At 47.7% G+C, this 26,442-nt stretch carries 23 protein-coding genes, 1 pseudogene and 1 CRISPR repeat array; of the genes and pseudogenes, 14 read left to right on the top strand and 10 right to left on the bottom strand.

Annotated elements, in window-relative coordinates; genetic code table 11:
* The first annotated feature begins 127 nt into the window (after positions 1-127).
* Both H6A12_RS10330 and H6A12_RS10325 read left to right on the top strand, forming a co-directional pair.
* Positions 128-1,153 carry a hypothetical protein gene (locus tag H6A12_RS10330; RefSeq protein WP_204447593.1) on the top strand — a complete coding sequence of 342 codons (1,026 nt, stop codon included), beginning with the start codon at positions 128-130 and terminating at the stop codon, positions 1,151-1,153.
* Positions 1,154-1,166: 13 nt separating this feature from the next.
* A complete protein-coding gene (locus H6A12_RS10325; protein ID WP_204447590.1) occupies positions 1,167-1,964 on the top strand; it encodes a C40 family peptidase in 798 nt (265 codons plus the stop codon).
* 79 nt (positions 1,965-2,043) lie between these two features.
* Here H6A12_RS10325 and H6A12_RS10320 read toward each other — a convergent pair whose 3' ends face one another.
* From H6A12_RS10320 to H6A12_RS10310, 3 genes are all read right to left on the bottom strand, one after another.
* Positions 2,044-2,565, bottom strand: a complete 522-nt coding sequence (locus tag H6A12_RS10320; protein ID WP_204447588.1) for a hypothetical protein — start codon at positions 2,563-2,565, stop codon at positions 2,044-2,046.
* Between the two features lie 75 nt (positions 2,566-2,640).
* A complete protein-coding gene (locus H6A12_RS10315; RefSeq protein WP_204447585.1) occupies positions 2,641-3,522 on the bottom strand; it encodes a helix-turn-helix domain-containing protein in 882 nt (293 codons plus the stop codon).
* Between the two features lie 214 nt (positions 3,523-3,736).
* Positions 3,737-4,840 (bottom strand): UDP-N-acetylglucosamine diphosphorylase, encoded by a 1,104-nt coding sequence (locus H6A12_RS10310; protein WP_204447583.1) that lies wholly within the window; start codon positions 4,838-4,840, stop codon positions 3,737-3,739.
* A gap of 292 nt (positions 4,841-5,132) precedes the next feature.
* On the opposite strand from H6A12_RS10310, the gene ppdK reads away from it, so the two are divergent.
* From ppdK to H6A12_RS10255, 12 genes and pseudogenes are all read left to right on the top strand, one after another.
* The gene (ppdK, locus tag H6A12_RS10305; protein WP_204447582.1) at positions 5,133-7,763 is read left to right on the top strand and encodes a pyruvate, phosphate dikinase; all 2,631 of its coding nucleotides are present in this window, start codon (positions 5,133-5,135) and stop codon (positions 7,761-7,763) included.
* A 615-nt stretch (positions 7,764-8,378) separates the two neighbouring features.
* A complete protein-coding gene (locus H6A12_RS10300) occupies positions 8,379-9,209 on the top strand; it encodes a ParA family protein (RefSeq protein WP_204447581.1) in 831 nt (276 codons plus the stop codon).
* Positions 9,163-10,008, top strand: coding sequence for a ParB N-terminal domain-containing protein (locus H6A12_RS10295; RefSeq protein WP_204447580.1), 846 nt, complete (start codon positions 9,163-9,165; stop codon positions 10,006-10,008). Before H6A12_RS10300 ends, H6A12_RS10295 begins: the two co-directional genes overlap by 47 nt.
* Before the next feature lie 141 nt (positions 10,009-10,149).
* A complete protein-coding gene (locus tag H6A12_RS10290; protein WP_204447577.1) occupies positions 10,150-10,353 on the top strand; it encodes a hypothetical protein in 204 nt (67 codons plus the stop codon).
* The gene (locus H6A12_RS10285) at positions 10,346-11,071 is read left to right on the top strand and encodes an SNF2-related protein (protein WP_243415485.1); all 726 of its coding nucleotides are present in this window, start codon (positions 10,346-10,348) and stop codon (positions 11,069-11,071) included. Before H6A12_RS10290 ends, H6A12_RS10285 begins: the two co-directional genes overlap by 8 nt.
* Positions 10,962-11,285: a DUF4268 domain-containing protein gene (locus tag H6A12_RS10280; protein WP_345941245.1), complete on the top strand. Its 324-nt coding sequence runs from the start codon at positions 10,962-10,964 to the stop codon at positions 11,283-11,285. Before H6A12_RS10285 ends, H6A12_RS10280 begins: the two co-directional genes overlap by 110 nt.
* Before the next feature lie 29 nt (positions 11,286-11,314).
* A complete protein-coding gene (locus H6A12_RS10275; RefSeq protein WP_204447575.1) occupies positions 11,315-12,154 on the top strand; it encodes a hypothetical protein in 840 nt (279 codons plus the stop codon).
* Positions 12,155-12,351: 197 nt separating this feature from the next.
* A complete protein-coding gene (locus H6A12_RS10270) occupies positions 12,352-12,843 on the top strand; it encodes a GNAT family N-acetyltransferase (protein ID WP_204685143.1) in 492 nt (163 codons plus the stop codon).
* 18 nt (positions 12,844-12,861) lie between these two features.
* A complete protein-coding gene (locus tag H6A12_RS10265; RefSeq protein ID WP_204447570.1) occupies positions 12,862-13,311 on the top strand; it encodes an 8-oxo-dGTP diphosphatase in 450 nt (149 codons plus the stop codon).
* 18 nt (positions 13,312-13,329) lie between these two features.
* Positions 13,330-13,803, top strand: a pseudogene (locus H6A12_RS13465) (GNAT family N-acetyltransferase); the annotation flags it as partial.
* Between the two features lie 12 nt (positions 13,804-13,815).
* Complete coding sequence (locus tag H6A12_RS13460; protein WP_243415486.1) at positions 13,816-14,370, top strand: GNAT family N-acetyltransferase; 555 nt, start codon at positions 13,816-13,818, stop codon at positions 14,368-14,370.
* 480 nt (positions 14,371-14,850) lie between these two features.
* On the top strand, positions 14,851-15,012 hold the full coding sequence (locus H6A12_RS10255; protein ID WP_204447564.1) for a hypothetical protein: 162 nt from the start codon (positions 14,851-14,853) through the stop codon (positions 15,010-15,012).
* A 211-nt stretch (positions 15,013-15,223) separates the two neighbouring features.
* Positions 15,224-18,502: direct repeats of the CRISPR family, unit length 33 nt; unit sequence ATTTCAATCCACCCACCCCGCATGGGGTGGGAC.
* 184 nt (positions 18,503-18,686) lie between these two features.
* Here the strand turns inward: H6A12_RS10255 and cas2 are convergent.
* From cas2 to cas3, 7 genes are read right to left on the bottom strand one after another with little or no spacing between them, the layout of a single operon-like run.
* Positions 18,687-18,977 carry a CRISPR-associated endonuclease Cas2 gene (cas2, locus tag H6A12_RS10250; protein ID WP_204447561.1) on the bottom strand — a complete coding sequence of 97 codons (291 nt, stop codon included), beginning with the start codon at positions 18,975-18,977 and terminating at the stop codon, positions 18,687-18,689.
* Between the two features lie 9 nt (positions 18,978-18,986).
* The gene (gene cas1c / locus H6A12_RS10245; RefSeq protein ID WP_204447558.1) at positions 18,987-20,018 is read right to left on the bottom strand and encodes a type I-C CRISPR-associated endonuclease Cas1c; all 1,032 of its coding nucleotides are present in this window, start codon (positions 20,016-20,018) and stop codon (positions 18,987-18,989) included.
* The gene (gene cas4 / locus H6A12_RS10240) at positions 20,015-20,677 is read right to left on the bottom strand and encodes a CRISPR-associated protein Cas4 (protein ID WP_204447556.1); all 663 of its coding nucleotides are present in this window, start codon (positions 20,675-20,677) and stop codon (positions 20,015-20,017) included. Before cas4 ends, cas1c begins: the two co-directional genes overlap by 4 nt.
* On the bottom strand, positions 20,667-21,515 hold the full coding sequence (gene cas7c, locus H6A12_RS10235) for a type I-C CRISPR-associated protein Cas7/Csd2 (RefSeq protein ID WP_204447554.1): 849 nt from the start codon (positions 21,513-21,515) through the stop codon (positions 20,667-20,669). Before cas7c ends, cas4 begins: the two co-directional genes overlap by 11 nt.
* Positions 21,496-23,295 (bottom strand): type I-C CRISPR-associated protein Cas8c/Csd1, encoded by a 1,800-nt coding sequence (gene cas8c / locus H6A12_RS10230; protein ID WP_204447552.1) that lies wholly within the window; start codon positions 23,293-23,295, stop codon positions 21,496-21,498. The genes cas7c and cas8c overlap by 20 nt, the downstream gene beginning before the upstream one ends.
* The gene (gene cas5c, locus H6A12_RS10225) at positions 23,286-24,029 is read right to left on the bottom strand and encodes a type I-C CRISPR-associated protein Cas5c (protein WP_204447550.1); all 744 of its coding nucleotides are present in this window, start codon (positions 24,027-24,029) and stop codon (positions 23,286-23,288) included. The genes cas8c and cas5c overlap by 10 nt, the downstream gene beginning before the upstream one ends.
* 1 nt (position 24,030) lies before the next feature.
* Entirely contained in the window at positions 24,031-26,400 is a 2,370-nt protein-coding gene (cas3, locus tag H6A12_RS10220) for a CRISPR-associated helicase Cas3' (protein WP_204447548.1), read from the bottom strand.
* Positions 26,401-26,442: the final 42 nt, after the last annotated feature.

Here is a 26,442-nt window from a genome sequence, read left to right as displayed (position 1 = left end):
CTTCGTAACTAAACTGGTATTTTCCCATTTTTCTTCAACTCCTTGACTCTTTTATTATACATCAAGGTGTCCTATATTTTAATGTCTACTTTTTAGGTATCATATCAAATAAAACAGGAGAACAGCGATGAAGAAAAAAATCACTCGGATTTTAAAAACAGTCAATCTCGTTCTGGTTGCCGGATTGGCGTGTATTGCGTGCTGTTTGTTTGTACTGGCGGCATCGCAGCGGCCATCCTTGTTTGGCTATACAGCGTTTGTTGCGAATGATCAGGACGCGCCGACTTTTTTTGTGGCATCGAATCATGCGGCGGACATGAAACCGGGAACAAAGCTGATGCTTGAAGTAGGCGGCAAAATTTCTATGGTTCGTGTCGTTGAGACAAACGGCAATGCGATTTATTATTTGGATGATACACAGACGCTCAGCGGCATCTATATGGATTCCTCACAGTGCCTTGGCGGCATCGTGTTTGAAAGTGCGTCCATCGGCAGTCTGGTGCAGTGGCTGCGTCAGCCGCAGGTGAAATGGGCGCTGATTATAGGCGGCTGCGGATTGTTTTTGATTTGCGGCGGCTGTTTGGTGTGGATGTTGGTCAAAAAACAAACCATGCGCCGCAGAGCATATTACGATGCATTGCTTGAAGCATTCTTACATCCGGATCAGGTCAAATCTGCGGAAGCTGCAGAATCATCAGATCAGATTTTTGAAATCGAATCGGCCGAGCCGGAGGATCAGCAGGCTGAAACAAGTGCACAGGTATCGGATGAAGTGATCGAACTGACTGATGCAGTATGTGTGGAAGTCGAGACAGAAGAATTGTTCATAGAAGAAAAACAAGAGGAATCGGAAGAAACGATGCAATCTGAGCAACGCGATATAGAAGAACCGGAAGATCCGCTTTCTCAACCGAAAGAAATGACTACGGATGCACCTTCTGACGGAGAACCGGCGGAAGAGGAGTCTTCCGTACAGCCTGCCGCAGAGGAAAATGCATCGCTGATTCGATGGGAACTGGTGGAACAGGCGCAGATTGATGAAGCGCCGGATTCAATCATTCGTGAGGAATTGATCCAGCCGGCAGGGGAACAGCTGATTGTGGAAGAAAAAACGTCTGAAACAGAGGCGGTGCTCCCGCAGAAACAACAGTGAAAGAGGGAATGGCATGAGAAAAGCAACCGTTTTTCTCCCGAGTGCTTTGCTTTATGCTTCGGCAACAAGCGAAGCGGTTTTACAGGATGAGATTCTTTATGGAATGGAAGTGATCGTGAATCAAGAAGCTGTTTTAAACGGCATGTGCGAGGTAACTTCCGATTATGGATACAGCGGATTTGTTTCATCCGGTGCGCTTTGCGACGGGAAATATCCTGCAAACCGCGTGGTGACGGCGCGCAGTGCGCATTTGATGAAGCAGCCGCGTGTGGACAGCGTGCAGGAAATGAGCGTGCCGCAGGGCAGTCTGCTTATTTGCATGAGTGAAACAGCGGACGGATGGTCGCAGATTCAGCCGGCAGGGATGTCAGACATTCTGTATACACGCACGTCCTGGCTTGCACAACGCGCAGAACAGATTGCACCAGAGCCTGTTTTCCGCCGGAATGTGGTGCGCACTGCAATGTCCTATCTTCATACACCCTATCAATTTGGCGGGAAGACATCAAGCGGAATCGATTGTTCTGGCCTTTGTTTTATGAGTTACTTGAAAAATGGGGCAGTGATCTGGCGTGATGCAGTCAAACCGTCAAAAGGAATTGTGAAACCCATTTCTTTGCAGCAGGCAAAACCGGCAGATCTGCTGTATTTTCCGGGACACATGGCACTCTACTTAGGAGATGCAAGATTCTTGCATGCAACTGCGCGTGCAGGGGATGATGGGGTTTGTATTGGAAGTTTTCGGAAAGAGGATAAAGGATATCGAGGCGATCTGTTAAAGAGTTTTATTTGCGCAGGAACCATTTTTTAAAAAGAAAAAAGAGGTACAGAATCTGTACCTCTTTTTTATCTACTCAGAGAAATCGCATAGCGGTATCATATTTTAAAAATTAAAAAGCAATTTTCAAATCGTTGGCGTTATGGGTGGAACCAACTGCTTCAATATAGTATGTAATGGTGAGTGTTTCGCCATCGAATTTTCCGTTTAAAACGATCTTTTTACCATCATTATAAGCACCGGTGCTCTCTTCTGCTGCGGCATCGCAAAGAGCCATGTAGTTAAGTGCATCTTCTTCTGTAACACCTGCAAAAGCGACAGTTTCGCCAGTCATTGTTGCTTTAACGGTTAATTCGCCTTTCATTTTTGGCAAGGAAGCGGGGAGATCAGAAGGCCAATCTGCGCTGATATCAGTGTCTGCATATGCTGTTCCTTCCGGAAGTTCTACTTTGTCTCCAGATGGGGTCTCGAGTTCTTCTTCAGCTTTGGATTCTGTTTCTGTTGATTCTTCTGTTGTTTTGCTTGGCTCCTTAGAGGATTCTGTGCCTGAGGTAGAGCCGCTGTCATTACTGCAGGCAGCAAACGCGAGTGTCAATACGAGTGCAGTTGCAATGGCTAAAAGTTTTTTCAACATAATAATTCCTTCCTTTCAATAAAAATGTTTGATCATATGCTATGCGAAAACTACCGCATTGGGCCAAAATAAAAATTATGTACGCGTTTTCGTATGATGAGCACGGTACTCATTTGGAGACATTCCGGTTTTTTGACGGAATAGATCAGAAAAATGATTGGGCGTAGAAAAGCCACATCGCTGACTGATCTCCATGACGGATGTCGTTTCATACACAAGCATTCGTTTTGCTTGTGCAATACGTGCGCGTGTGAGATAAGAATAAGGGGATTCGCCGATTTCCTGTTTAAAAACATGGGAAAAATAATATTTGCTCATGTGGAACTGTTGACTCAGCTTTTCAATGGAGAGCGGTTCAGCACAATGAATCAGGATGTATTCTGCCGCTGCCAATACTTCTGTATGCTTTTTGGAAAATGTACCGGAGGTATTGGACTGTGAGATATTAGTCGCCTGCCGAACAAGTTCAGTACACAGAAGATGTGCAATGCTTTGCAACACCGCTTCATGCTCAAATGTTGTACGCTCAAATTCTTCACGGAACATCTGGATTAAGTGGAGAAGCTTTTGCGTGATCGGAAAATTTTTAACAGAAGTATTTTGAATATAATTGGTGTCGCAGAGAATTTCCCGTAAAAAGTTGGTCTCAATCAAGAGCAGGTAGAAAGAATTTCCGTTTTGAAAACGATAACGCAATACGCCGTCATAAACAGGATATGCGATGTTGGGCTCTTCTGCTACCATAACACTGTCATGGATAAACCCGGAAACATGGGAAAGCGGAAGAATAACCGCCAACGCCTGTTCAGGCGGAATAAAGCATTCACACATCCCAGCAGGTAAAGCGGCATCAGATTCAAGCAGGGTAAACACTTTGCAACTGTATCCTTGGAAACAGGATGCAAGATATTGGAATGTTTTTTCATCAATCGAGTGCATCTTAGTGCCCAAGATCATGATTTCGCCTCCTTTTACTAAAAGGAATCGGTCGATGGATATATTATATAGCAAATTTACCGAGATTGCATTCTGATTCTTGCTTTTTTATTCGTTTTTTTTACTATTTATCAATATGAACAGCGTTAATTTTTGTGATTTACGGAGTGATAGTAAAAATAATTACATTTTGGAAAAGAAAAATCGCCGCAACAAGTGGTTGCGGCGATGGAATTCATCGGATTTTTTTATTATAAAATGGCTTATTTTGTTGACGGGCACGGGCGATGGCCAGTGCTTCGTCGGGAACATCATCGGTGATGGTGGAACCGGCAGCAGTGTATCCATTTTCGCCAATGGTGACTGGCGCAACCAGATTGGTATTACAACCAATGAATGCGTGATTGCCGATTTTGCAACGGTATTTCTTTTTACCGTCATAATTCGCTGTGGCAACACCGCAGCCGAAATTGACCCGTTCACCGACGTCACTGTCCCCAACGTAAGTCAGATGGGAAATGTGTGTGTGCGCGCCGATATCTGAATTTTTGATTTCGACAAAGTCGCCGATATGAACGCCGTCGCGAATCACACTGTTTGGCCGAATATGACAAAACGGTCCGACAGTGACATGATTTCCGATTGTGGAACGATAACACTGCACTGCATTGAGTGTCGTGCCTTCTCCGATCGTGCTGTCTTCAATGAGTGTGTTCGGTCCGATCGTGCATTGCTCGCCGATGGTGACATTTTTACGCAGAATCGTTCCCGGCAGAATTGTTGTGCCTGCGCCGACCGATACATTTCTGCCGATCAAGATACCGTCAAAGCACGGAATTTCTACGCCTTGATTAAGCAGATCAGACAAAATGCGCTGACGGAGCTGTGTGGTGATCTCGTTGCGTGCACGGCTTGAATCAGTGCGGATTGTGCTGTACGTGTTTGGAGTAAGTGCACGCAAAAAATCAGCGGCTGTATGCGCTTTGAGCTCCAAACTTTGCATGCGGCTTAAAAGGTCACCGCCGTTTGTGCAATGGAGAGCGGAATCGGCAATAGATGCTGGCGTTACAAGCGGCATGCTGCCGTCGAGAATCAGAATGTCATCACCGCGGTGGTTCTCGAGCCAGTTTGCCAGATGATGGACTGCATGATCGCCTGTAAAAATGTCAGCTGTATCCGGCAAGGAAACGGTATCAGGGATTTCATCTGCAAAAATGCATAGAGAGGAAATACCGCCCGTCATGCAGGTATCAACCACCCATGCAACAGATGGAGAAAAGAGAATGGGAGCAAACGCGTCGGAATCTGCAAAAATGAGTACCGCTTGCTTGTTTGACATAAAAATCACCTCACACAAAGATAAAGAGCCGTTTTGAGAGAATTTTCTATTGTTATTATGGCAAAAACAAACCGAATTTTCAAGCAGAATGCTTTTTTTTAAAAAAAACACCGATTCTATCGATGTTTCACAAAAGAAAATGTAGCATTTTCGTTTCTTTTCTGTTATAATATGCTTGATGTTTGGTGCGTATGTGTGTACGTGACCGGACAAGCGGCCTGATTTTTTCATTACTTTTTAAAAAGACATATGAAACAGATTGGCCGACAATGATTTTTGGAGGAGATTACACGTGAGCAAAAAGTATGTTTACCTTTTCTCAGAGGGTGACGGCTCCATGCGTGAACTGCTCGGCGGTAAAGGTGCAAACCTCGCTGAGATGACCAAACTCGGTCTTCCGGTTCCGCAGGGCTTTACCATTTCCACAGAGGCCTGCACACAGTATTATGAAGATGGCAGAAAAATCAACGATGAGATCCAGGCACAGATCATGGAGTACATTGGAAAAATGGAAGAAATCGTTGGTAAAAAATTTGGCGATCATGAAAATCCGCTGCTCGTTTCCGTTCGTTCGGGCGCACGTGCTTCTATGCCGGGCATGATGGATACCATTTTGAACCTTGGCTTAAACGAAGAAGTTGTTGAAGTTATGGCAAAAAAATCTGGTAATCCGCGTTGGGCATATGACTGCTACAGAAGATTTATCCAGATGTATTCCGACGTTGTTATGGAAGTCGGCAAAAAATACTTCGAAGAACTCATCGACAAAATGAAAGAAGAAAAAGGTGTTACAATGGACACCGAGCTGACTGCTGAGGACTTAAAAGAACTCGCAAATCAGTTTAAAGCAGAATATAAAGAGAAACTCGGCGAAGACTTCCCGTCTGATCCGAAAGAGCAGCTCATGGGTGCTGTCAAAGCAGTGTTCCGTTCTTGGGACAACCCGCGTGCAAACGTATACAGAAGAATGAACGACATCCCGTATTCCTGGGGTACTGCAGTTAACGTCCAGATGATGGCTTTCGGCAACATGGGCGATACTTCCGGTACAGGCGTTGCATTCACCCGTAACCCGGCAACCGGCGAGAAAAAACTGTTCGGTGAGTTCCTCATGAACGCACAGGGCGAGGACGTCGTTGCAGGTGTTCGTACTCCGCAGACAATCGATCAGCTTGCTGAGGTTATGCCGGAGTGCTACAACCAGTTTGTTGACATTTGCCATACTTTGGAGAACCACTACCGCGATATGCAGGATATGGAGTTCACCATTGAGGACAAAAAACTGTACATGCTCCAGACTCGTAACGGTAAGAGAACAGCAGCTGCTGCACTCAAAATCGCTTGCGACCTCGTTGACGAGGGCATGATCTCTGAGCAGGAAGCAGTTGCAATGATCGATCCGAGATCGCTCGACTCCCTGCTGCACCCGCAGTTTGATGCTGCTGCACTCAAAAAAGCTACCCCGCTCGCAACCGCACTGGCTGCTTCTCCAGGTGCTGCTTGCGGCCGTGTCGTCTTCACTGCTGACGATGCAAAAGCTTGGGCAGAAAAAGGCGAGAAAGTTGTTCTCGTTCGTCTTGAGACTTCTCCGGAAGACATCGAAGGCATGGTTGCTTCTCAGGGCATTTTGACCGTTCGCGGCGGTATGACTTCTCACGCAGCCGTTGTTGCTCGTGGTATGGGCACTTGCTGTGTATCTGGCTGCGGCGAGATCAAAATGGACGAAGAAAACAAAAAATTCGAATTGGCTGGCAAAACCTTCACAGAGGGTGATTGGATCTCCCTGAATGGTTCGACCGGCGCAATCTATGGCGAAGCAATCCCGACCGTGGAAGCTTCCATCGGCGGCGAATTTGGCCGTATTATGGAGTGGGCTGACAAATTCAGAGCACTCAAAGTCAGAACAAATGCTGATACACCGCGTGATGCAATTCAGGCCAAAAAATTTGGTGCAGAAGGCATCGGCCTTTGCCGTACCGAGCACATGTTCTTCGATGCTGACCGTATCCCGGCAATCCGTGAGATGATCGTTGCTGACACCGTTGAGCAGAGAGAAAAAGCATTGGCAAAACTGCTTCCGATGCAGCAGGGTGACTTTGAAGAACTGTACGAGGCAATGGAAGGCGATCCTGTCACCATCCGCTTCCTCGATCCGCCGCTGCACGAATTCGTTCCGACTGAAGAGGACGATATCGAAGCTCTGGCAAAAACAATGAACAAAACGGTTGCAGACGTTAAAGCTGTTATCGCTTCTCTGCACGAGTTCAACCCGATGATGGGTCACCGTGGCTGCCGTCTGGCTGTCACCTATCCGGAAATCGCTGCAATGCAGACAAAAGCTGTTATCCAGGCAGCTCTGGCTGTAAAAGCAAAACATCCGGATTGGAACATCGTTCCGGAAATCATGATTCCGCTGGTTGGCGAAGTCAAAGAGCTCGCTTACGTCAAAGGCGTTGTCACCTCTACTGCTGATGAAGTTATCAAAGCAGCAGGCGCTGACCTCACCTACAAAGTGGGTACCATGATCGAGATCCCGCGTGCTGCTCTGACAGCTGACGAGATCGCAACAGAAGCAGAGTTCTTCAGCTTCGGTACAAACGACCTCACTCAGATGACCTTCGGCTTCAGCCGTGACGACGCAGGCAAGTTCCTCGACGCTTACTATGACAAGAAGATCTATGAGAACGATCCGTTTGCAAAACTCGACCAGAAAGGCGTTGGCAAACTGGTTAAAATGGCTGCTGATCTGGGCAAACAGACCCGTCCGGATATCAAACTGGGCATCTGCGGCGAACACGGCGGTGATCCGAGCTCTGTTGAGTTCTGCCATAACGCAGGTCTGACCTACGTCTCCTGCTCACCGTTCCGTGTGCCGATCGCAAGACTTTCGGCTGCACAAGCGGCGATCCGCGAAAATAAGTAATTTAAAATTTTCGCCTAAATATCGAGCTTTTTAGCTAAAAACGCCCTCATTTCCGTATTGGAAATGGGGGCGTTATTTTTTTGCCTTTACAGCACTGTTTTTCTGTTCCCGCGGCTGATTTTTCGGCCGTGGGAATTATTTTTTTGTTTTTTAAAAAAAGAGGGTGAAAAAATACGCTTCTCGCCGGCTACCACTTGAAGGAATCTTTTTTCAAAGTTCCTTTAGCATCTTGAAAACTGCATACACATTCATCAGATACGTTACCTGAGTCGATAGCCGAAGGAAGGTACGCCACGAACCACCTGCCGCAAAGCGGTATCAGCGGGACACAAGGCGGCGAGCGATCCCGAAACCATTCCGAAATATCCGGCGGCACCGGATACGGCCGAGACAGGCTCAGGCGATTATGATACTTCTCTACGGAGCTGGCAGAGGACCCGGCAGGGGTGAGATTCCCATGGACCCGATTCGCTGTCGGGCGTCTGATGAGTTCCCTTTCTGCATTTAGGGTTCGAGGAAAAATGAAATGCAGCCATCAAAACACAAAGACAAGCACTTTGTGTTTTGATGGATCTTTTTGATAAGATCCCGATGTTTAAGAAAGGAGGAAAGCCAATGGACAACTGCAAAGTGATTGCCATCACAAACCAAAAAGGCGGAGTCGGAAAGACAACGACGACTGTAAACCTCGGTGTGGGACTTCAGCTGTTCCATAATCAAAAGGTGCTGTTGATTGACGCGGACCCGCAGTCGAGTCTCACGGTGGCGCTCGGACATAAAAATCCAGACGCGATTGATGTGACACTCTCAACGGTCATGGACGCAGTGATTGAAGACAGGCCGATAGAGGAACGCACAGGCATTCTGCATCACGATGAAGGCGTGGATCTTCTTCCGTCCAATATTGAACTGTCCGGTATGGAAACCGGTCTGTTCAATCTCATGAGCCGTGAGTACGTTCTCCGCAACTATATTGATACGGTTCGGAAGGATTACGATTATATTCTGATTGATTGCATGCCTTCTCTGGGGATGATGACAATCAATGCGCTGGCGGCCGCAGACAGCGTGATCATACCGTCTCAGCCGAGTTTTCTGTCTGCGAAAGGACTCAATCTGCTTCTGCATTCGATTTCAAAGGTAAAACGAAGCATCAATCCAAAGCTCACAATAGACGGAATTCTGCTGACAATGGTGGACAGCCGTACGAACAACGCAAGAGAGATCATCGAATCCCTGCGAAACACGGTAGGGCAGAATATCAAGGTGTTTGATAGCGAAATTCCGCATTCCGTTCGTGCGGCGGAATGTGCGCTGACCGGTGAGAGCATCTTTTCTCATGACAAAAAGGGGAAGGTTGCGGCGGCTTATGAAATGCTGACAAAGGAGGTGACGGCGCTTGAAAGGAAAGCCCACAATCGATCTGGGCATGACTGGGTACGATGAGCTGTTCATGAATGAAACGGAACGCCGGGAGGCGTCACTTCCGAGAATTTACGACATTCCACTGTCAGAAATTGATGATTTTCCGGATCATCCGTTTCAGGTGCGTCTGGATGAGGATATGGATCAGCTTGTCGAGAGCGTCAAGGAACGCGGTATCATTACACCCATTACCCTTCGCCAGAAAGAGAACGGCAGGTATGAAATCGTATCCGGTCACAGGCGCAGGAAGGCCTGTACCTGTTATCTCACGGCGGACGGCAAGTATTACTGCTACGAACGCTGGGACGATGACGCAAAGTGCGTGGTTACGCAGAGACTTGAGGTCGGCAAAGACCTGTCGCTCGAACTGACCATCATGCTCGATGAGTCCGACCACGACATGGATTTGCAGGATCGCTACGAGGGCGAACTGCGCGATCCCCTGTTTGATGCAAAGGTGAACAGCTACAAGGCCGATCCCGACAACGAGGATGCAGTCGATCCCTGGGACACGCTTGCCGACAAGAGCGGTAGCCCGGAAGACGCACTGTTCGCCGAGCCGGAGCCGGAGAATCCCCAGGCGGAGCAGGCGCGCCGCGTCATTAATGAGGAATGCACGGAGGCGCAGCAGGACTTCTTCTTCGAGCATTTCGGCAAGAGCACTCCGCTTGAGGAGATGCGCCAGGATGAAGCCAAGCAGACGGGAAAGCTGCCTTCCTCCGCGGCGATGACGAACCGCAAGAACAAGATCATCGACAGGGTGGCTAAGTCCTTCGGGGTCGAGCGTGTAAAACGCCACAAGTACCCGAAAAAGGACTGAACCGTGGGCGGCGGCAGATACGGCGGTCGGAGTCCTCCCCGGCCGCACCTCTTCGGAGGGTTGAATTTTCCGGTAGTGAGTGAGGAAGGAAATACATCCATCCTCCGCAGCAATGCAGATCAGGAACAGGAGGACAAATTTATGAGATTAAAACACAAAGTACGAATCAATATCGCCGACAAAAGGGGAAAAAAGCAGGAAGTCCTGCAGAGCGAACACAGGAGTATTCCGAAAAGGCTTCTCACCTTTCTCTTCGGAGAATTCTGTGAGGTTCTCGTGCTGACGCCGGGCGAATCCGTGCAGGGCATCGAGATCAAGGAAATGCGGGGTGACGGCAATGAGTGAGAACATCGAACTGATGATGCCGATCAAGGCTGCTCCGTATGACCATCAGAAACGCGCCTTTGCCTTTGCCTGCGACAAGTTCGGTGTATTTGACGGGCGTCTCAAGAGCCGCGGGACGGCGCTTTTGATGGAAATGGGCACCGGCAAAACGATAGTGAGCATCGCCGTGGCGGGATGTATGTACCAGTACGGGCTGGTGAACAGAGTCCTTGTGGTCGCGCCGCTTTCCATCCTCGGCGTCTGGGAGGAGGAATTTGAAAAGTTTGCCGACTTCCCAGATTCGCTGACGGTTCTCAAGGGAACTGTCGCAAAGAAGAAGGAGCAGCTGAACAAGCTGCAGGACGAGGGCTTGCAGGTCGTGGTCGTAAATTACGAATCGGCGTGGCGTCTCGAAAAGGAACTGTTGGCATATAACGCCGACCTGATTATAGCGGACGAGGCGCACAAACTGAAAGAGAACCGCAGCAAGCAGAGCAAGGGACTCCATACCCTTGGAGATAAGGCAAGGTATAAGCTGCTCCTCACGGGCACGGTCATCACGAACCGTGAACTGGACGTGTTCTCGCAGTACCGTTTCCTTAATCCGCAGATATTCGGCACATCGTTTTATGGATCATTGGATGAACTTCAGCGTGGGTTCTTCTGCCTGCCACATCGCCGTGTCGCAGATTCAGAAGCGGAACGAACTGGACGTGGAACTGTATATCAGCGAGGATAAAGACCTGTTCCACTCACTCTTTGATAATAAAGACGATATCGAATCCGACGCTGAATTAACCTTTGACTGGCGAGAACTGCCGGAGCGTAAGGCAAGCCGTATCGTTATCGAGAAGAGCGTAACTTTCGGTGACAAGAATCAATGGAACGCACAGTTTGACTGGATAATCGATGTCATGCTCAAGATGAAGAAAGCGTTCAAGAAATACTTATAATTTGTCTTGTTTGAGGGAGAAGATACAGAATGGGTGAGAAAGTATATAAGCCAATTGTAAAAGATGGAGATCATCTCATTCGTTCCAAGGATAATCCAGACCGCGTGAGAGGATTGACGCGGGACGAGAACAATCAGAATCCCGACATCATCGAGTGGGAAGAGTACGATGTTGACGATTTACGGAGCGATGATTATGATCCGTACCCTTATGAAGAACGACGCGTTCAATTAACACCGGAGCAGGAAGAGTTTGCACAGCAAGTCGGAGAAGCGCTGGGTGCGGCCATCGTAGCAGGAGGCATCTTGCTGTTTCGGGAGGTTATATCTCCTTGGTGGAAAAACACCGCATGGCCTTGGGTTAAGGAAAAGGGTCGCGGAATAAAAAATGCTGTCAGTGGGAAAAAGGAGCAAAAGACCACAACAACAGCAAAAACAGCTGTTAAAAAACAAGCTGAGCCAGATAGACGGCTTGCAGATGTTTCTTCGCAGATTGATAAGGCGTTTGAACAATTTTACTTCGAGATGGATGAAGAGGAAGCCAAAGCCCATATGATGAGACTGGTCTATCATATGCTTGGCGTGGTAAATGAAATCCGGATAATCAGCAACGCTCGAATCAGGAAAGACTGTGAATCGGAAGAACTGTGTATTGAACGGCAGAAGGAAGCTGAGAAGTTTCTTTCGGAGAAGGTGGCTGCCGGTTTGGATCAGTTACTTTCAAACGAAAATTTACGACTTGACCTGAACACGTCAAGGGAATTGTTCTCATTGACTGGCGGGGGCGTTCGGCTCAATGGTGAATATGTTCCTGTGCAGGCGATAAAAATTGATGAGGCATTAAAGGCAATTCCAATGCCGGAGTCATAAAGGATGTATATATGAAGCAACTGAAAGAAAAAGAATACGAGGAATTCCAGCAGTACCTCTATAACAAGGCGCACGGGTACATTTGGACGCCGGACACGCTGGAACTTATATGCGGCAGCAATGATAACGAGCCGGAGCCGATTGGCAGACAGATCCTTGAAATGCTGGGCAGGGTGCGTAACGAGCATATCTCCCACATGACGAGCGACAAGCACAAAAAATATGTGATCCGCAGCCTTCGTAAAGGTGAAACCGATCTGCTGAAGGACTTCTTGTATGAAGCAATCTTCATACCGAAGGGTACGGAATCGCCTGCGAGGGACATCATTGAGAAGCCGGAACTTCGTGTGTACACGGATGATTTCGGTACCCGGAAAGGCGATAACTGCTTGGTGGCAGATTTCGGCGGTAAGGTAGTCGGAGCGGTCTGGACAAGAATCATGGACGATTACGGCCATGTGGATGATGAGACACCGTCCTTCGCTATTTCGCTTTACAAGGAATATCGCGGTCAAGGCATCGGTTCGCAGCTTATGGTGAAGATGCTCGAACTGCTGAAATGGCAGGGGTATGAACGGGCGTCCCTGGCGGTGCAGAAAGAAAACTACGCCGTGAAGATGTATAAAAATGTCGGATTCAAGACTGTGGATGAGAACGCCGAAGAATATATTATGGTGTGTGAATTATAAGGAAAGTCGGAAGAGAAAATGAGCAGAACAGAAAATGTCGAGTTGACGGTATTGTGTCTCATCACTGATGATGACAGAATGCTCCTTCAGAACAGAATAAAAAAGGACTGGCAGGGATATACGCTTCCGGGCGGTCATGTGAAACCGGGAGAATCTTTCGTTGACGCGGTGATCCGTGAAATGAAAGAAGAAACGGGGCTGGACATAAAAAATCCACGGCTTGTGGGTGTGAAGCAGTTCCCAATCAAAAACGGACGGTATGTTGTCCTACTGTTCAAGACTACAGAATATAGCGGCACGGTTGTGTCTTCTGATGAGGGGCAGATGGAATGGGTGGAAAGCAATCGTCTGTCAGAAATAAACACGGTCGATGATTTTGAAGACTTGATGCGTGTGATAAACGATCCGGCTCTGACGGAATTTCAGTACTTGGTTGATGGGGACACATGGACAGTTTCTATAAAATAACTTAAGAGGTCAGAATTAATGATACTGAGAAATTTCAAAAAAGAAGATGCACCGATTATAGCCGAGTGGCTACGATCAGAGGAGGAGTTATACAAGTGGTCTGCCGACAGGTTTAACAAGTATCCGCTTACGGGAGAGGACATAAATGAAAACTATGCACCTCAGATTGAATCAGGACGCTTCTATCCTCTCACGGCTGTGGATGAAAATGAAACTATTGTCGGACATTTTATCATAAGATATCCACGAGATGATGATGACAGTTCTGTTCGGTTTGGCTTTGTAATAGTCAATCCCGCTATAAGGGGAAAAGGGTACGGAAAAGAACTGCTTCAGCTTGGAATAGGATATGTAAAGGAACATCTCAGCGCCAAAAGGATTGATCTGGGCGTATTTGAGAATAATGAGAGCGCAAGGTATTGTTATGAGGCGGTAGGATTTACCGAGTATGCCAAGAGAGAATGCGAGATGCCGATAGGAACTTGGAAATGTACGGATATGGAAATGTTCATAGAAAAATCGCTTGAAACAGAACGCTTAATCCTGCGCCGCTGGGAAGAAAGCGATGGGGAGGATTTATACAAATACGCCAGCAATCCCGATGTGGGACCGATTGCGGGATGGGCTGTTCATACGAGTGTAGAAAACAGCAGAGAGATTATAAAAGGTGTGCTTTCTGAACCAGAGACATACGCGGTGGTTTTGAAAGAAACAGGACATCCAGTTGGCAGTATAGGATTAATGCTTGGCAAGGCAAGTGATATCGGCATTCCTGATACGGATGGTGAAATCGGATACTGGATTGGCGTTCCATATTGGGGACAAGGACTCATCCCAGAGGCGGTTCGTGAGATAATGCGATATGGCTTTGAAGAACTGAATCTCGAAAAATTATGGTGCGGGTACTTTGATGGAAACGAGAAATCAAAGCGTGTGCAAGAAAAATGTGGATTTCATTACCATCACACTTCAGAGAATGTTCCTTGTGCGTTAGAGGGTGTTCTACGAACAGAACATATAACTTGTTTGACGAAAGAAGAATGGTTGGAAAAGAGATAATTTTCAGTTCCACGAGGAGAACGCAATGTACGCACAGGTAGCGATAAAACCGAATCCCTTACTCCGTAACGGTGCATACGGCATCGTTATGAGGGGTGTGCAAAAATGCACACGGGGGTGTTCATCGTTAAGGGGTAGAAATAAGCTGCCGTTATGTTGTATCAAATTAGACACGGCAACAGACTCGGCCTGTGGTACGGCGGACTTTTTGGTTTCCGCTCTGCCGTGCATTCGCAGTCATTACGAGGATACTATGACTTTGGAGCAGTGGTTGCAGGTGTGGCATTGCAAAAATTGCACTTGCAGCAGGTAGTGTTGTAGCACCTGGCGTAGGTGCGGTGTTTGGAATTGTGGGGGATTCGCTGGTAGCTTGGTTGGTGCCAAAGCAATAAATGCAGTTGGAGATATTCTGCATGAAAATGATGTTAACAAATACGGACGACTGTTTAATGCGTATACTTCTGCATTATTGGAGAGTATTTGTTTGATGAAGCAGAAACTGATGAGTTTATTGCTGTACTGGATGGGATTGCACCAAAAGAGTACAAAAAACTTTTTGAGAATATCGCAAAATCAGATAAGCAAGAATATGTAATCAAAGAATTCTTTGAACCTAAGTGCAAGGAAATTATCAAAAAGTGAAGTCGATTTCTGCTTCCTTCCAACGAATGTATTTCAGACGTCGTTTCCATACTTGTTTCTGCATAATATAATGCGTAAAATTATATAATTAGAAACAAAAAACCGAGGTAACAATACGTCACCTCGGTTTTTTGTTTGCGAAATCTCATTTCAATACATTTACTTTGTGTGGGCTAGACTGTTCGCTCCGTCGTTAAACTTAATTTTAGCGATTTCAATCCACCCACCCCGCATGGGGTGGGACTGTTTTGCGCAATGCTCGCATTGCGCAATAACTGATTTCAATCCACCCACCCCGCATGGGGTGGGACCAAAACAAGCAGAGTTTTTGAGCAGGCCGGAGTATATTTCAATCCACCCACCCCGCATGGGGTGGGACCTTCCATTTCATCCATTGCGGAAAGAAATGCGAATTTCAATCCACCCACCCCGCATGGGGTGGGACGTCACAAAAGTACACTTACAAAATACCAATGAAGTATTTCAATCCACCCACCCCGCATGGGGTGGGACCCCCGTCAAACGACGGGGCGATTTTTTTACATCATCATTTCAATCCACCCACCCCGCATGGGGTGGGACCACAATAACGAGTGCCGGCACGCTGATATTGAGTCTATTTCAATCCACCCACCCCGCATGGGGTGGGACCAAAACGGTACAAATATTCTTGCAAATATGGGAGGATTTCAATCCACCCACCCCGCATGGGGTGGGACCAGAGGACTACGGTAAGCAGTTATTTGCACGAGGCATTTCAATCCACCCACCCCGCATGGGGTGGGACAACAAACACGTTTTACATTTATGGTGGCAAAGATATTTCAATCCACCCACCCCGCATGGGGTGGGACCCTGCGGCTTCTCTTTCCTCTCCACTAGTCTTAGAATTTCAATCCACCCACCCCGCATGGGGTGGGACAAGAAACATACATAAGCATGGACTACGGTATTTTATTTCAATCCACCCACCCCGCATGGGGTGGGACCGTCGCCGGATATGCAAAGCGTGTGGCGGCTGAGATTTCAATCCACCCACCCCGCATGGGGTGGGACTTGACGGGCATGATGATGTTAAGCAGTCTTTTGTTATTTCAATCCACCCACCCCGCATGGGGTGGGACACCGGATCCAAATCCGGAACGTAATCATTAAACAAGATTTCAATCCACCCACCCCGCATGGGGTGGGACGTTCTTCCTCTATATTTTGACCGATAATGCTTATATTTCAATCCACCCACCCCGCATGGGGTGGGACCTCCTGACAGGCCGCGTTTTGTAAACAGGCTCACCTATTTCAATCCACCCACCCCGCATGGGGTGGGACTCATTCCCCCAGTCGGTGTATCCGTCCGCCATGATTTCAATCCACCCACCCCGCATGGGGTGGGACCTCCTGACAGGCCGCGTTTTGTAAACAGGCTCACCTATTTCAATCCACCCACCCCGCATGGGGTGGGACTCTATTCGTCCTCCTTTTTGTCAAATCGTACACATTTCAATCCACCCACCCCGCATGGGGTGGGACGTGTTTACCTCGCCGACCGCAGAACCAATGTCAGAATTTCAATCCACCCACCCCGCATGGGGTGGGACTTGCTCGTGGTTCAGCGGTTGACGGTGCAAATGATTTCAATCCACCCACCCCGCATGGGGTGGGACTGCAGTCCTTCTTATCGGTGGAGCCATCACCGTGGATTTCAATCCACCCACCCCGCATGGGGTGGGACCATACTGTTTTGCGGCTTCGGCCGCCGAATCAAATATTTCAATCCACCCACCCCGCATGGGGTGGGACAATTTAGCATTAAAACAGAGTGGATGCAAGGGAGAATTTCAATCCACCCACCCCGCATGGGGTGGGACTCTTGAAATATGCGCGGGTAAACGGGACAGATGTATTTCAATCCACCCACCCCGCATGGGGTGGGACGGCGGAGCTCAAAACACAGCTGGCGGCGGTACAGGAATTTCAATCCACCCACCCCGCATGGGGTGGGACGAGGATGCGCACCCGGAAAAGTCACATCCTCTTTATTTCAATCCACCCACCCCGCATGGGGTGGGACTGCGGGCGATAAGTAAGATCACCGTACTCGCCAATTTCAATCCACCCACCCCGCATGGGGTGGGACGGATCACGCATCTTGTGTTCAACAGGCACAAGAATTTCAATCCACCCACCCCGCATGGGGTGGGACTGCTCTCCGGCACGGGTTTTCACTTGTGCAGGTTATTTCAATCCACCCACCCCGCATGGGGTGGGACCTTTGACTAGTCATCATAGCATTAAAAATATAATCATTTCAATCCACCCACCCCGCATGGGGTGGGACGAAAATCAAACAGTAAAAGAGGCAAAAGGAAAAAATTTCAATCCACCCACCCCGCATGGGGTGGGACTCCGGACACTTTCTGCAATCCTTACAACGACAAGCGATTTCAATCCACCCACCCCGCATGGGGTGGGACGTGGCTCTCCAGCATTCAAACTGCGCGAGAAAACGATTTCAATCCACCCACCCCGCATGGGGTGGGACTTCAGCGTTCAATATCGCATCGGAAGTCGGCTGGCATTTCAATCCACCCACCCCGCATGGGGTGGGACGCGATATCACAGGCATCATGCGCACGTCATACACATTTCAATCCACCCACCCCGCATGGGGTGGGACGACTTGAGGTGTCCGACTGGCAGCAGGCACAAAACATTTCAATCCACCCACCCCGCATGGGGTGGGACTTTAAACCGATCGCGTAACCTTCCACGATTTGTCCGATTTCAATCCACCCACCCCGCATGGGGTGGGACTGGAGACTGTATGTCGAGCCGTCGAAACCTGAGGTATTTCAATCCACCCACCCCGCATGGGGTGGGACATGCAAGCAAGGGCGCGATGTTTGAGTGTGTATGTATTTCAATCCACCCACCCCGCATGGGGTGGGACTTCGGCAGGTGATCGCGGCGCGGCTGTATCAAAAGATTTCAATCCACCCACCCCGCATGGGGTGGGACCGGCGATCTGAAAGCACTGATTCACAGCGAAGGCATTTCAATCCACCCACCCCGCATGGGGTGGGACGCTATAAAGCAAGCTATTGAATCTGGAATTGTAATTATTTCAATCCACCCACCCCGCATGGGGTGGGACTAGTGTAACAAATGCTGCACAAACTGTTAGCAAAATTTCAATCCACCCACCCCGCATGGGGTGGGACTCGGCAGGTGATCGCGGCGCGGCTGTATCAAAAGATTTCAATCCACCCACCCCGCATGGGGTGGGACGGCTGCCGGTGCTGGACGGCGCAAACAAGGCGATATTTCAATCCACCCACCCCGCATGGGGTGGGACTTATTTTATTTTCGTCATATAAACCAAAACTTTGTATTTCAATCCACCCACCCCGCATGGGGTGGGACTTTACAACGGATTCGTTCCAATCGTAAATTTTACATTTCAATCCACCCACCCCGCATGGGGTGGGACAGCATAAATGCACAAATTCATATGCTGCATTTATGCGAAACATATACTTTTCTATTGCATTTATCATAAAATCATTATAAAAGTCATGGTAATAGAAAATATATATTACATAAAAACTATAGTTTACTTGTTTTTTCTGGTGCGAACTGCCTAGCATTTTTATGATTGCTTGATCTTCGCACGATTAAATCAACAACACCCCTTCTTGCTCATATATGGGCTTCGCGCCGAAATGCTCTACTTTCTTTTGATAATGAGTTCCAAGATAGTAGAAACGCAGGCTGTCTTTTTCCGTGTCTATGATGGATAGTAATGTATGCTGCAGCTGTTTGCACTGTGCTGCATCAAGTACACATTCAAAAACGGAATTTTGAACACGCTGTCCATAATTCACACACTGCTTTGCGATTTTGCGCAGTCTCTTTTTGCCCGCGGCGTCTTCGGTGTTGACATCATAAGTAATTAAAACCATCATGATAATACCTCATTTCCAAAGGAAAGGGGGGTATGCTTCTAAGTCTTCTCTTAGATAACGCGCAAGCAACAGCGCCTGTATATAAGGAATCAAACCCCATGGAACTTTTTCTTCTAAAAAGGGATGAGAAATCGTCTCTTGTTTTCTTTCTTGCCAGCTTTTTAAAAATTTTTTACGTCCCTCATTTGAAAGCTGAACGGCTCCGCTTTCAGACTTTGAAAAATCGTTTCCGTTTATGATTCGATTGTTTACCAGTGTCAAAACAAATCTGTCGGCCAGACAAGGACGCAATTCTTCCATCAAATCCAGAGCAAGTGAACTTCTTCCGGGTCGGTCGCGATGTAAAAATCCCACATACGCATCAAGTCCTACGCTTTCCAGTGCCGATCCACAGTCGTTGCTCAGAAGACTGTATGCAAAGGAGAGCATGGCGTTGATATTATCAAGCGGCGGACGACGAGTACGAATTTCAAAATAGAAATTTTCCTTTTCCCGCAAAATCATATCATCGAATACACTAAAATAAGCGGTTGCACCGGCGCCTTCCAATCCTCGCAGTGATTCCAAATTGGTTTCCTGCAGAACCATTGGCAAAAGCTTGTGTATCGTTTCAGAAGCAGATTGAAAGCGTTGTTCATCAATACGAAGCTTGTGATCGCGCCGGGTTCGTTCGATACTCCATCGGGCATTATATAGCTTTCCGAAAATCATGTTTCTGGCGATTTGACAGCTAGCGTTTAAATCATCAGCTGTCCGATATTGCGCACGGCGAAGCAGTACATTTCCGTTGGAAATTCCGGAAGTTCTGGCCAGAAACCGTCCGTGAGGAGTACAGAAGCTAAGGCAAATATCCTTTTGCACACAGGCACCCATCAGCGCGGGGGACGCTCCCGCATACGAAAAAGAAACAATCCCAGAAAGCGTGTGCAAAGGAAATTGTCCGATTTTTTCTTTTTCGCAGTGAACAACCACTGTTTCCCCTTCTAAGGTGAGATAAGCGTTTTCAGTGGTAACAAACAAGGTGTTGAGTAATTTTCTCATGACTGTTCCTCCAGACGCTCCCGTAAATATTTTGCGACGGATTTCTTTTTCATCAGCTTTGGCAGGCACAGTTCCTTCAGTGAGCAGGCGTTGCAGGATTTATTTGGACGCACTTTTGGCGTATAGCCGCGCTCATACAGCTGATGCATTTCTTCGAGCGCGCTTTTGACTGCTTGGCGAAGTTCTTCTGTAAAGAGCACATTCTCCCGACGGCGTATTTCTCCGTAATAAAGTGCTCCCTCCGGAATGTCGCAGCAGAGCATTTCCTCCAAACACATGGCCTGCGCACAAAGCTGTAGATGATTGGCCTGGTCTGTCCGAGGGGAACCTCGCTTATATTCGATAGGGTAGGGTTGGTATTTCCCTTCTAACCCAGAAAGAGGAATTCCGGCTTCGGATTTTTTAAATTCCACCACGTCACAAGCGCCTGAAACACCGAGATTTGCGGAAAACACGCGCATATCCCGTACAATCATCAGTTCTCCCCGCTTTTCCCGCAGGGAGGCATCGTGCGCACGTTCATGAAGCAGCTCGCCTTCCACGGTACGAAGATTTTCTGCCCACAGCTGCTCTAAATGGATGAGCGCCCATTGGCGGCGGCAGAAGTGAAAGTGCTGCAATCCCGAAATTTGAAGGAAATCGTCTTCTTTATACGCCATCGAGAATCTCCGGTTTAAGTCCCTCTAGCGGCGCTAATGCAATCTCATAGTCAGAAAGGCATTCGGGCATGCGGCTTGGGTCTTTTGGTGTGATTGTAATGGAACGGTGAACAGCTGCAGATGAATACTGTCCATCTTTGCAGTTGTGCTCCCACCAGTACAGGCGAACCACTTCCATGGAGCCGTCCGGCCGAGCGGAAGAAGCGTCGTTTACAAACAGTGTGCGCAGGCATTCTTTGACGATTTGTGCGTCTTCATAGCTGAATCCGGTTTTTTCTGCCAGCTGAACATTGATGGAGCCCTTGACCAGATACACGCCGAAACGCACAAAATGCTTCATTCCCATGGTATCTGATGTGCGGTTTGAGCCCTTTTCACTTTTTTCGCCGTTGACGCTTTTGGTGATCTGCAGTGACTCGATTTCTACCGGTGAAATACTTACCGCCTGATGAATGGACACTGGACCCCGCACGCCGACAGACATTCCTTTTGCATCTTTAAAAGCGAATACCTGTCCGAAAGCTCTAACATCCAGCCATGTTTCACAAGCAGTTTTGGCATAGACATCCCGATTTTTTTCGCCTTTGAGTACAGCGGCTGCCCGCTCGCTCAAGCTTCCGAATCCGTCGTCACAACGGTCCTCTGACTGCACAAACACAGCCTGTCCCAAGTCCTGCATCCGGTTGCGAATTTTGCGTTTGATGCATACATCGGACATTTCGCCGAATCCGTTATAGTCTGTTCGAGGACGGTTTCCGTTTAAGGGATCGCCGTTGGCGTTGGCGCGGTTTACACAGACAATCGCCGCAAAATCAATTTTATTCTTCAGTACTGTCATGATCGTTCTCCTCCATAGTGTTCTGATGTTTTGATGTGTATAAAGCGTTTCGCTGTAAATAATAGCCAAGAAGATAGGTTTCGCGCAGTGGCTGATTCCACTGCTCTTCCGGGAATCGGCCGATTTGTTCCATGATCTCGCCGATCAGCTTTTTATAGAACATCCGGCTTCCCGGACTTAAACGGGGGAAGTAGGCGCGTTCGAGCTGGCCTTCAATATTGTTGGCGGCATATAGAGGGCGCTGGCAAAAAACAGATTGCTGACGGATGGCGTTTGGCTCACGTGTCTCATCGTTCCCAAAGGTATCTCGTTCTGCTTTTTCCAATATAGCCAGCAGTCTTCCAAACTGATAGCTGCGGTCTTCTTTGTTGGGCTGCAAAGTCATGTCCCAATCCTCCTTTTCTCTGTCCAAATGATATTTTCGAATGACAGCACAAGCTGTGCTCAGAATGGTTTTTCTCACATTGGCTTCATAGCCGAGTGGGGAGGAGGCACGGTGAACAAGTGACTGCATGATGTCGGCAGGAAATCTTCTTTTGTCCACGCGGCAGGCAATGAGTCGCTGGATTTGCTGACGCATCACACGATCATCTGTTTTCATGCACATTTTGCCTTTTTCTTCTCGCTGGGTTCCAAAGGCGCAGTTTACAATCTGCCATAAAGGTGGCGACTGGATTCCGAAATACGTGTACCAGCAGCAGGTGTTGTCCCAATCATACAGTCGCTGCAGAAAATCAGAATTCTGTAATTCGTTATAGTAGGTGAGGGAGAGACGTCCGCTGGTGGCGGCATCGAATGCCGCAATTACGACGCCAGCTGTTTTGGGCAGTTGGCTTTGATAACCTTCCAGTGTTTTTTTCAGCTGTGCCTGGTAATTGGTGGGCTCCCGCTGCGGCTTAGAAAAGTTTGCAAATGCGCCGACGACATGACACACTTCATGTCCCTGCGGATTCCAGCACAAAAAGGTGCGTCCGCCGTAGATAACACCTTGTTCCGATGCCAGCCATTGTAGTGCATTATGCGCTTTTTGGGAAGCTTCATAGCTGATTTCCAATGCCTGTTCTTCATTGGTAAAGCGTCCCCGGTAAGTAAAGCCGCTGGTGTCATTGGAAGAAATCAGTTTTGCATTGCCGCTGATAGGGATGATGCCCTTAGGATGCTGCTCTGCTCTTCTTCCATGTTCACCGCTGATCATACACAGGCAGACAGGATCTTCACTGTGTTCTTTTTGATAAAATCGGATAAACGAATCAAACAAAGTTGAGTCTTCAAAGCAGGTGTCAGGTGTGTTGTCATCAAGTCCGATGACACGCCATCGAACCAGCAGTTTTCCGGATTTTTCTTCGTTTTCTAAACCGCCTTGCGAATCGCGTTTGATCAGTCTGCAACGTTCCAGGTCAGAGAGGATCGTACCGCCTTTTACATAGGTCAGGATCGGAAGAAGCTTTGGGTGACTTTCCTCAGAATACGTCCATTTTTCAAGCTGCGAGACATAAGCGGTATGTTTTTTGTCGTTATATGCCGCTACATATTGGAGTTGGTCACACAGCGGGTGTGCGCATACGCCGCTGGTGCGGCCGCGAGAGCTTTCGGTTGTCGGGATGACAGTCTTTGGCTCATCTTTGCTCACTGCATTGGCGCTGCAAAACGTGCCCGTTTCATTGATGGTAATTTCCAAATCTGCACGGGTCGTCATGTGGGAAATCGGGGCCGGCTGCCGGTCGGGTGTCTGTTTTTGCATGAAGTCATACGTTTCCACTGCGCGCTGCATCAATCCCATACGGACACCTCCTCAAACTCCGACAAACCGCTGAAATTATGAAGTGTCTCACTAAACGGTTTCATATCCATCGGGCGCAAAAACTTATGAAGAGGACAGGCTTCGGGCTTTGGAAAGGTAATAATGCCGTGTTCCATCACCGGATACCAGAAGTTTGCGGTCATCGCATTGGCAGTTTCCTGCGAATAGGCTTCATCCGCATAGGTAAGTCCGTGATACATTAAGCCAAACGCCAGATTGGGGATATTGTCATAGGCGCCTTCTCCTTCACCGAACGTACAGGGTTCCACATATCCCTGGCATTCTCGGGTACCAAGGAAGATATCCCGCCGGCCGCCTTTGCGGATCATTTTTTTAGCGATTTCATGATGTTTGTTCTCATTGCGGTCTTGTGCTAGTTCCGGACGGTTTTCATTCCACTCAAAGTGCGCCTGCACCTGATATCGGCAATCTTTGAGATAGGTGTAGTAGGCGAGGTCGTTTCCTCCATGATATTTGATCGGGCGGATTCCTTTGACCTCTGTCTGAATGGGATTCATAATGCGCACCTTGTCAATGTACCAAATCAGCGTGGGCTTCCAGTACACCGACATCAGTATTCCTTTCAGTGCTTCATAAGTGGGAACTTGATAGGAACATTTTTCGCCGCCGATACGTGTAACCGGATCGGAAAACAAACCATAGTTTCCGGTTACTTCAAACGTGACGATGTTTGGAAATCTTGTATTTTTCATTTTACACCTCCAAAAAAGTTGATTTCTGATTGAATGAAAGTCCGGTCTGTGGGTCATACACTTCCGGGATCAGGAGTAAAACGCCGTTTACACTGTGCAGCGCATTGCCTAATGCTTCCTTCTGATATTCGTATAATGCGATCGTATAAGGCCGTGCCCGCCGGCTCCATTCTTGAAGCCATGGGACTGAAACATTGGTTTGTACCGCCAGTTCATTGATTAACGCTTCACCTTCTCCGTACGGTACGACCACGTCGACTGTATCTTCATCCAACGCATGAAACAGCCGACCGGCTGTTTGAAAGGATTGGGCAAGCGTATATTTCCCATAAAAATCACAGTCCTCCGTATAATACTGTGTATTGCTTCCCAGCATGGAAAACAGAGTGTTTTTCTGTTTTGGGATCGCATAATTCTGGAAATCTGCTTTCATGTTCGCATACAGTCTTTGATAATACCATCGGATAGATGCATTCGAGGATAAATCATACTGAAAGCTTTGAGGGCATTTTTTAAATGCTTCAAGTAGTACGGTGGTAACGTTTTTTGCCCGTTGAACCTCCTGCATTTTTTGAAGATTTTCGTCTAAGCACTGCACAATATATACAGGAGCTGGTATTTTTTCTTCTCCATTGCGGTTGCACCGTCCTGCCGCTTGTACGATGCTGTCCATGCCGGCAGAGAAACGGATCACGCGCTGAAACGAAATGTCTACACCGGCTTCAATCACCTGTGTTGCAATGCAAATAGTTTTCTCTGTAGGAGATTTTAATGCGCGATAAACGTTTTGCAGTGTTTCTCTTCGGTGTGCCATACACATGGAGGCGGATAGGTGAAAGCAATGCGCATTCGTTTCAGAAAGGCGTTCATATAAAAATGTGGCTTCGCTCTTTTTATTGCAGACCACCAGTATATTTTGAGCTTCGGAAAGAATATCGAGGACGAAAGGAGGGATTTCTTCAAGTTGTTTTTTACCGGCATCTATGATCGTGGTTCGGCAAAAAGGTTCCCATAGCTTTGGATCGAACGGGACTACATCGATTGGTTTTTTCATCAGGGGGTGATGTGCTTGTTCAAAACAAGGTTGTGTGGCGGAGCATAATAAAAAGGTAGTGCCGCATAACTCCGACAAAAAATTGACTGCAAGGTTGAACAATGTCAACATATGATTCGGTACAGTTTGCACTTCGTCAATGACAATCACCGCATCACAAAGTGCATGGAAACGGCGTACCGATGTGGTTTTACCGAGAAAAAGCGTGTTTAAGAATTGAACCATCGTAGTCAGGATCACAGGAGCGTGCCAGCTATCCACCGCTAACTCCCGCAGATCGAGCGCTTCTTCCGTATTCGTTGTTTGAACAATATTTGAATGGTGTTCGAGTATGATGCTGTCATCATCAATATAGTCACGGATGATCTTGGCGTTTTGTTCCAATATGGAGAGTAATGGCGTGACAAAGATGATTCGCTTTTTTTTCCATTTAGCGGCATGTGCCAGTGCATATCGCAAGGAGCTTAACGTTTTTCCACCGCCGGTAGGTACATTTAGTCGGTAAACAGCGCTCGGCTTTTCGGCGAAACAGCGACATCTTTTGGAAATGTCTGCTCTTACCAGCTGCAGCGGCGTATCTTTTGAGAATGCCTCCAGCTTTTTCTCTATATTTTGCAGATACGGTCGCCATTCCGTTTTTGGCTCATCGCGATCAGTGTGCTTAGGTGTTTGACTCATAAAAGCAGCAGTATCTCGACGATCTCCATCCATCACAGCAGAGGATAACAAACGGGCGGCCAGTCCTATGTAGAACGAAACTTCTTTTAGCGCGGTGTCTTGATTTTGGGAAGAAAGCTGCATCAGCTTTTCAAATAGGACAGAGAGTTCCGCGTGTGCAAGTGCAAATTGTTCTTCGATTTCGTTCCAATCTGCACAGCAGGCAAGAAAATTTCGGTGGCTTTCCTGATATTGAATATTTTCTTTTTGCATACGATGCAAAAAGCCGGAATTTCTCTGAGGATCCACACAGTCAAAGAGTCCGTGATGCGAAGCAATCGCACATGCCAGAAGTTCGGCGGTCACATCTTCAAATCGCTCTGAATATTCTCCGTGAAAGTGTTCGAGAATCATCCGGCATCCGGTGAAGGTGTGGTTTATACTCCCGCGCTGACCGCCGTTTTTTAGATATGTTTGAAATTCCTCTTTACACTTTCCGGCATCATGAAGAAGTCCTGCCAAATAACCTGCGTGAAACAGTCCGGCGGGGTTGAGACATTTCCCGGCATATTCTGCCGTATTACGGCAATGCTCTGTTACAGTTTGCTCTTGTATTTCACCATTCGATGATATTTGAATATGCGCAATATATTTTTTCATTTTAAAATTCCTTTGAAAGTACAGAGGTCTTTATGGAAAACA

The sequence above is a fragment of the Merdimmobilis hominis genome (assembly GCF_016901855.1).
Classification (GTDB): domain Bacteria; phylum Bacillota; class Clostridia; order Oscillospirales; family Ruminococcaceae; genus Paludihabitans.
The sequence above is the reverse complement of the archived record's forward strand: the minus strand, read 5'-3'. Positions and strand labels throughout refer to the sequence as shown.